General features: G+C 60.3%; 4 protein-coding genes. 3 read left to right on the forward strand and 1 reads right to left on the reverse strand.

Going from position 1 to position 6,724, the window contains the following annotated elements:
• On the reverse strand, window positions 1–1,127 hold a 1,127-nt coding region (locus ACIOWA_RS25440; protein WP_401162530.1), incomplete at its 3' end, for a retention module-containing protein.
• 533 nt (window positions 1,128–1,660) lie between these two features.
• Between ACIOWA_RS25440 and ACIOWA_RS25445 the strand changes: the two genes are divergently transcribed.
• From ACIOWA_RS25445 to ACIOWA_RS25455, 3 genes are read left to right on the forward strand one after another with little or no spacing between them, the layout of a single operon-like run.
• Complete coding sequence (locus ACIOWA_RS25445; protein WP_339430771.1) at window positions 1,661–3,019, forward strand: TolC family outer membrane protein; 1,359 nt, start codon at window positions 1,661–1,663, stop codon at window positions 3,017–3,019.
• Between the two features lie 33 nt (window positions 3,020–3,052).
• Window positions 3,053–5,212: a type I secretion system permease/ATPase gene (locus tag ACIOWA_RS25450; RefSeq protein WP_339430772.1), complete on the forward strand. Its 2,160-nt coding sequence runs from the start codon at window positions 3,053–3,055 to the stop codon at window positions 5,210–5,212.
• A gap of 10 nt (window positions 5,213–5,222) precedes the next feature.
• Window positions 5,223–6,584, forward strand: coding sequence for an HlyD family type I secretion periplasmic adaptor subunit (locus ACIOWA_RS25455; protein ID WP_339496093.1), 1,362 nt, complete (start codon window positions 5,223–5,225; stop codon window positions 6,582–6,584).
• Window positions 6,585–6,724: the final 140 nt, after the last annotated feature.

A 6,724-nucleotide genomic window follows, 5' to 3' on the forward strand; every position in this document is an offset into this window, starting at 1 on the left:
AACGTGCCGTAGGTGCCGGTGAATGTACCGGCCGTCACCGGCCCGGTGGGTACACGGTCGGCGCCTTGCACGTCGTTGGTCAGGACGTTGCCGGTCAGCGTGAGCAAGGTTTCCGAGGCGGTCGACGCGTTGCTGTCATCGAACGCTTTGGGCACGTCGTCGATGATGTTGATGTCCAGCGTACCGGTCGCGGTATCGCCATTGCTGTCGCCGGCGATCACGGTGAACTGTTCGCTGAGACTATTGGCGCCGCCACCCGTCGCATGGGTGTCGTTGCCATTGAGGGTGTAGCTGTAACTGACCACGCCGGTCGCCGCGTTGTAACCGGTGATGGTCAGGGTGTTGCCCAGTTGCGTGGTGATCGATTGCGGGAAACCGACGGCCACCCCACCGCTGATCACGTTGATGCCGCCGATGCTCAGACTGTTCAAACCGTCCGGTGCCGTTACCGTGAAGCTTGCGTTTTGGGTCAGCGCGCCAGCATTGGCCGCCGAGCCATCTGGCAGATTCGCTTCGTTGAGTGTCAGTTCGCCCCCGGGCACGGCAAGGCCGGTGAGGGTCACGAGGTTGTTGACGGGTGGCACGACAGGCGCGGGGGTGCCATCGCCGTTATCGATCACAGCGTTTTGGCGTACTTCGGGAAATTCGGGAATGCCATTGAACCCGGCAGTGGGGAAACCGATGATCGGATCAACCCGCCCGCCGACTTCCGTCAGCAAGACAAAACTGTGCCCACCGCCCACTGCACCACCGGTATCGCCCGGGGCGTTGGGGCCAGCGGCGGTGGCTTCAGCGGTTTTGGTCGGGTCGTCACCGGCGGCGATGGCTTTCTGAATCTGCTCGACGTCAGTCAGTTGCGCTTCGCTCGGGGTCACAGCCTCCGGCGCGTTCACATGGGCGGCCTGATCGGCGAGCAATTGGCCGGTCATGGTCAGGCTGCTGTCGCGGCCCAGGGTCAAATCCTGGCCATTTTGCAGATGAACGGCGACGGCGCCTTCGGCCCCGGTGATCAGTTGATCGCCAGCAAACAAACGGTCGCCCTCGACCAAGGCGCGACGAGTGCCGTCAGTACCTTGCGCGAAAACCTGACCAATGACTTTAGTGACGATACCAATGAGCGTTGCCATGTGAATTCCTCCGCTGCCGACCACCGTCGGCACTGGTTCGCGAAGCAGCCCATGGCTCAATCGGGTTGTCGGGGCGACGCTCGCACCCTCGACAGTTCGTTTGGCCGGTGACGCCTCAAGGGGAAACTTCAGTGCTATCAAGCACTTGCAAACCCCGATTGAAGCAGCACACCGACTAACGCTACGTAACGGTGGTGAATCACCCAGGTGACAAAAATCTGTCACCCCTCAACCGCTACGCGTCCCTCCCCTTCAGCAGTACTTCGCCGTATGTCGCAAAGTGAATGGAACTTTCCTCAAGCCTTTTCGCGCTCCCTAAAGCACATAAAACAAAGGCTTTCGACCTGAACAATGTGCCGGTTTTTACAAAGCGCATAAGTTTTTTTCGGCATAAGCCTTATGAAAATTTTTTCTTAGCTACGCTTCAGGATGTTCTTAGCTCTGTTGTTACAAGAGTGAAACGCCTACAGCTAAAAATACCGCCAAATTTTTGGCGACAGTAACACACCATCAGGAATCAGGGAGATGCACCCATGCGCGTTCTAACCCCCCTCTGCAGCGCGGTTTTGCTGGCCATGGCTTGCACTTCTCAAGCTCAGGCCATGAACCTCACCGAGGCGATTCAAAGCACCATCGCCACGCACCCGGAACTGGCTTCACGCGTGGACGCACGCCTGGCTGCAGATGAACAAATCAAAGTCGCCAAGGGCGGTTTCTACCCGTCCGTCGATTTGAACGCATCCTACGGGCGCGGCTACAGCGACAACACCACGACCCGGTCGCTGGGTAACCACCACACCTCGATCCTCAACTACACACAGTCCGAATTGCGGCTGCGGCAGATGCTCTTCGACGGTTTCAACACCGCCAACGAGGTTGAACGCACCAAAGGCGTGTCCAACTCGCGCGCTTACTACGCGCAAGGCACCGCTCAGGATCTGGCCCTGCGCACCATCGAGGTTTACCTCGAAGTGCTCAAGCGCCGCGAACTGGTGACCCTGGCCCGCAACAACCTGCAGGCGCACTTGCGTGTAAACGACCAGATTGGCCTGCGTACCGAGCGCGGTGTTGGTAGCACCGCCGACTCCGACCAGTCGGGTGCCCGTAAGGCACTGGCGCAAAACAACCTCGATACCGCTGAAGTCGATCTGGCCGATGCCGAATCGAATTTCTACAGCGTGGTCGGGCGCATGCCCGACGAGCTGGAAGCGCCGGCATCGACCCGTGGCGAGTTGCCCGCCACCCTGCCGGAAGCCCAGCAGAGCATGGTCGAGAACAACCCGTATCTGAAATCCGCACAGGCCGATGTGCAGTCGGCAGAGAGCCAGTACGAAGTGGCCAAATCGCCGTTCTACCCTCGCTTCGACGCGGAAGCGGCAGTGGGCGCGAACAACAACGTGCAGGGTGACCAGGGCCACGACAACGAATGGCGCGTGGGCGTGGTGATGAACTACAACCTGTTCCGCGGCGGCAGCGACAAGGCACGACTGGCCTCCGATGCACACCAGATCAATCAGGCCATGGACATCCGCAACAACGCCCTGCGCCAGCTCAACGAGAACATTCACCTGGCCTGGAACGCCATGGTCAACGCCAAGAAACAAACCCCGACCGCCCGCGAATACGCCGAAACCACCAAACGCGTGCGCGCCGCGTATCAGGACCAGTTCGGCCTCGGCCAACGCACCCTGCTCGACTTGCTCGACAGTGAAAACGAGCTCTACAACGCCAACCGCCGCTACACCGAAATCCGTTACACCGAGGAATACTCGATGTACCGCGTGCTGGCGAACATGGGTCAGTTGCTGAGCAAACAACGGGTGGTGCTGCCTGCCGACGCGATCGCTGCGACCGAAGTGAAAAACGAAGCGCGCTTGCCTGAACTGAAGTAAGTCCAATGAAGCGGTAACAGGGGAACAATCAATATGACCAGCATGGAACCCGGCCATTGCGGAGTCGATCCGCGGCTGAGCTTCGATGATCCGTTACTCGACGGTCTGTTGATCCTCTGCAAACTCCATGGCGCGACGGTCAGTCGCGCCAGCCTGAGTGCCGGTCTGCCGCTGAACAAACAACGCCTGAGCCTTGATCTGCTGCCCCGCGCCGCCGCCCGTGCCGGGTTACAGGCACGGTTGTTGCGGCGAGACCTGAACGACATTTCGCCGCTGAACCTGCCGCTTCTGTTGCTGCTCAACGACGGTCGCACCGCCGTGTTGCGGCGTTTCGGCGACGACGGCAAAGCGCTGATCCTGCCCAGTGAAGCCGATGGCGGCGAGCAATGGGTCAGTCGCGAAGAGCTCAGCGAGCACTACAGCGGCCAGGCCTTGTTCGCTCGACCTCGGCATGAACTCGAAGACCTGCGCTCACCGCTGGTGCCACGGGTACATGCATGGTTTCGCGACACCCTGAAGCTGTCGAAATGGCTGTACAGCGATGCAATTCTCGCCAGTTTCCTGATCAACCTTTTAGGCCTGATGGTGCCGCTGTTCGTCATGCAGACCTACGACCGCGTGGTGCCCAATCAGGCCACCTCGACCCTGTGGGTGTTGTCGATCGGTCTACTGATCGGCACCGGTTTCGAACTGGTATTACGGGTGGTGCGCGCGCACCTGCTCGACACCGCCGGCAAGAAAACCGACGTGATCCTTTCCGCGACGTTATTCGAGCGCATCACCGGCATGTCGATGAAGGCGCGACCGGCGACCATCGGCGGTTTCGCCCAGAGCATTCATGACTTCCAGGGCCTGCGCGAATTTCTTACGGCGGTAACCCTGACCAGCCTGATCGACCTGCCCTTCGTGGTGTTGATGCTGGTGGTCATCGGCCTGCTGGGCGGCTGGCTGGTGATGATCCCGCTGCTGGCCTTCCCGATCACCATCGTCTTCGCGATGATCATTCAGGTGCGTCTGCGCGACACGGTGCAAAAAAGCCTGAGCCTGGGCGCTGAGCGTCAGGCGCTGCTGATCGAAACCCTCGGTGGCCTGGAAACCCTCAAGGCCTGCAGCGCCGAAAGCGAGCGCCAGCACAAATGGGAAAGCACCCACGGCGCCCTCACCCGCCTCGACAGCCACGCGCGCAACCTCTCGGCGCTGGCGACCAACGGCACGCTGTTCATTCAACAGTTTTCGGGGATGGCGACGATTGTCGCCGGGGTCTACAGCATCATCGCCGGCAACCTCAGTGTCGGGGCGCTGGTGGCAACCTACATGCTCGGCAGCCGCGTGCTCGCCCCCCTGGGGCAGATTGCCGGGCTGATCACTCGCTACCAGCAAGCGCAACTGACCATGAAAAGCACCGACGCGCTGATGTCGTTGCCACAGGAACGCGACGGCAAACAGCGACCGCTGGAGCGTACGCAACTGCAAGGCGCACTGGACGTCAGCGGTGTGACGTTTCACTACAACGGCCAGAATGCGCCGGCCCTGAGCAACGTCACTTTCAGCCTGAAGCCCGGAGAACGGGTCGGCATCATTGGCCGTAGCGGCTCAGGCAAAAGTACCCTGGCGCGGCTGGTGATGGGGTTCTACGAACCGGAGGAAGGCCAGTTGCTGCTCGACGGCCTCGACCTGCGGCAACTGGATGTCGCCGACCTGCGCCAGCAGATCGGTTACGTCGCCCATGACCTGCCGCTGCTGGCGGGCAGCCTGCGCGACAACCTGACCCTCGGCGCGCGCTACGTCAGCGATTCACGGATGCTTGAAGTGGCCGAACTGACCGGTGTCACCGAACTCGCCCGGCAGCATCCACAAGGCTTCGACCGCCCCGTCGGCGAGCGCGGGCAATTGCTGTCCGGCGGTCAACGCCAGGCCGTATTACTCGCTCGGGCATTGCTGCTCGACCCGCCCATCATGCTGCTCGACGAACCGACCAGCGCCATGGACAACAGCAGTGAGGACCTTCTGCGTCAGAAACTGCACAACTGGGTACAAGGCAAAACCCTGCTGCTGGTCACCCACCGCACCTCGATGCTGAGCCTGGTGGACCGGTTGCTGGTACTGGACAACGGCCGGATCGTCGCCGACGGTCCGAAAGAAGCGGTCATCGATGCGCTGCGCAAGGGCCGTGTCGGCTCGGCGGCGGTCTAGGAGTTGCCCCATGTCTGCTTCTTCAGATAGCAAATCACGCGGCTACTTCGACAGTTTCAGCAAAAGTGCCGAAGCCGATTTCATGCCGGAAACCGCCGGCGCCTCGTTGCAGGATTCGCCGCGCTGGTCGCGGATTACCGTGTGGCTGGCGGCGGGGTTGCTGATCAGCGCGCTGGTCTGGGCCAAGTTCGCGGTGCTGGAAGAAGTGACCATGGGCGAAGGCAAGGCGATTCCGTCGAGCAAGGTTCAGGTGATTCAGAACCTTGAGGGCGGCATCGTCACCGAGATTTTCGTCCGTGAAGGCCAGATGGTGAACAAGGGCGACACCCTGTTGCGTCTGGATGACACGCGCTTTTTATCGAACAAGGGCGAGAGCGAAGTCGACCGATATGCATTGACCGCACAGGTCGAACGGCTGGCGGCAGAATCGGAAGGTCGGCCGTTCAAACTCTCCGAAGAGGTCATCGCCAAGGCCCCGCAAGTGGCTGAAGACGAGCGCTCACTATACGAACAACGCCAGCGGCGACTGGCCAGCGAACAGCGCACCTTGACCGAACAGTTACGGCAAAAGACTCAGGAACTGGCGGAGTTCCGCTCCAAGCAAGGCCAATTCAGTTCAAGCCTGTCATTACTGCAACAAGAGATGAACATGTCCGAGCCACTGGTCAAGGCCGGCGCGGTATCGCCGGTGGAGATCCTGCGGCTCAAGCGCAGCGCGGTGGAAATCCGTGGCTCGCTGAATGCGACGACACTGGCGATTCCTCGTGCGGAATCGGCGATTGCCGAGATCCGCAGCAAGATCGACGAATCGGAACAGACCTTCCGCTCGGAAGCCGCCAAAGAGCTGAATGAAAAACGCACCGACCTGTCGAAAATCACTGCAACCAGCATCGCCATCGACGACCGCGTCAGCCGCACCACCGTGACCTCACCGGTACACGGGGTGATCAAGCAATTGAAGGTCAACACCATCGGCGGCGTGGTCCAGCCGGGCAGCGACATGTTGGAAATCGTGCCGCTGGAAGACAACCTGCTGATCGAGGCCAAGGTGCGTCCGCAAGACGTCGCGTTCCTCCATCCGGGTCAGAAAGCCATGGTCAAGTTCAGCGCTTATGACTACACGATCTACGGTGGGCTCAGCGCCAAGCTTGAGCTGATCGGCGCCGATACCATCACTGATGACAAGGGCAACAGCTTCTATCTGATTCAGGTGCGTACCGATAAAAATCATTTGGGCGGGGATGTGAAACCCCTGCTGATCATCCCGGGGATGGTGGCGACGGTGGACATCATTACCGGGGAGAAAAGTGTGCTGGATTACCTGCTCAAACCAGTGCTCAAGGCCCGAACCGAGGCGATGCGCGAACGCTAGTGATTCCTGATTTTGTGATGATTGATCTGGCGCTTTCGCGAGCAAGCCCGCTTGTATGGTAGGACTTGAAGGGAGGAGGAGGGACAAGGCTCGATTCTGACTGTTAGCGCAGTACAGACCGTGGGAGATTTCACCCTCCT

Source organism: Pseudomonas sp. NPDC087614 (assembly GCF_044743485.1).
GTDB classification, from domain to species: Bacteria; Pseudomonadota; Gammaproteobacteria; order Pseudomonadales; family Pseudomonadaceae; genus Aquipseudomonas; species Aquipseudomonas baetica_A.

Coding starts and splice junctions, on each gene's coding strand:
- ACIOWA_RS25445 (WP_339430771.1), top strand. CDS start 1,661: ATGCGCGTTCTAACCCCCCTCTGCAGCGCGGTTTTGCTGGCCATGGCT.
- ACIOWA_RS25450 (WP_339430772.1), top strand. CDS start 3,053: ATGACCAGCATGGAACCCGGCCATTGCGGAGTCGATCCGCGGCTGAGC.
- ACIOWA_RS25455 (WP_339496093.1), top strand. CDS start 5,223: ATGTCTGCTTCTTCAGATAGCAAATCACGCGGCTACTTCGACAGTTTC.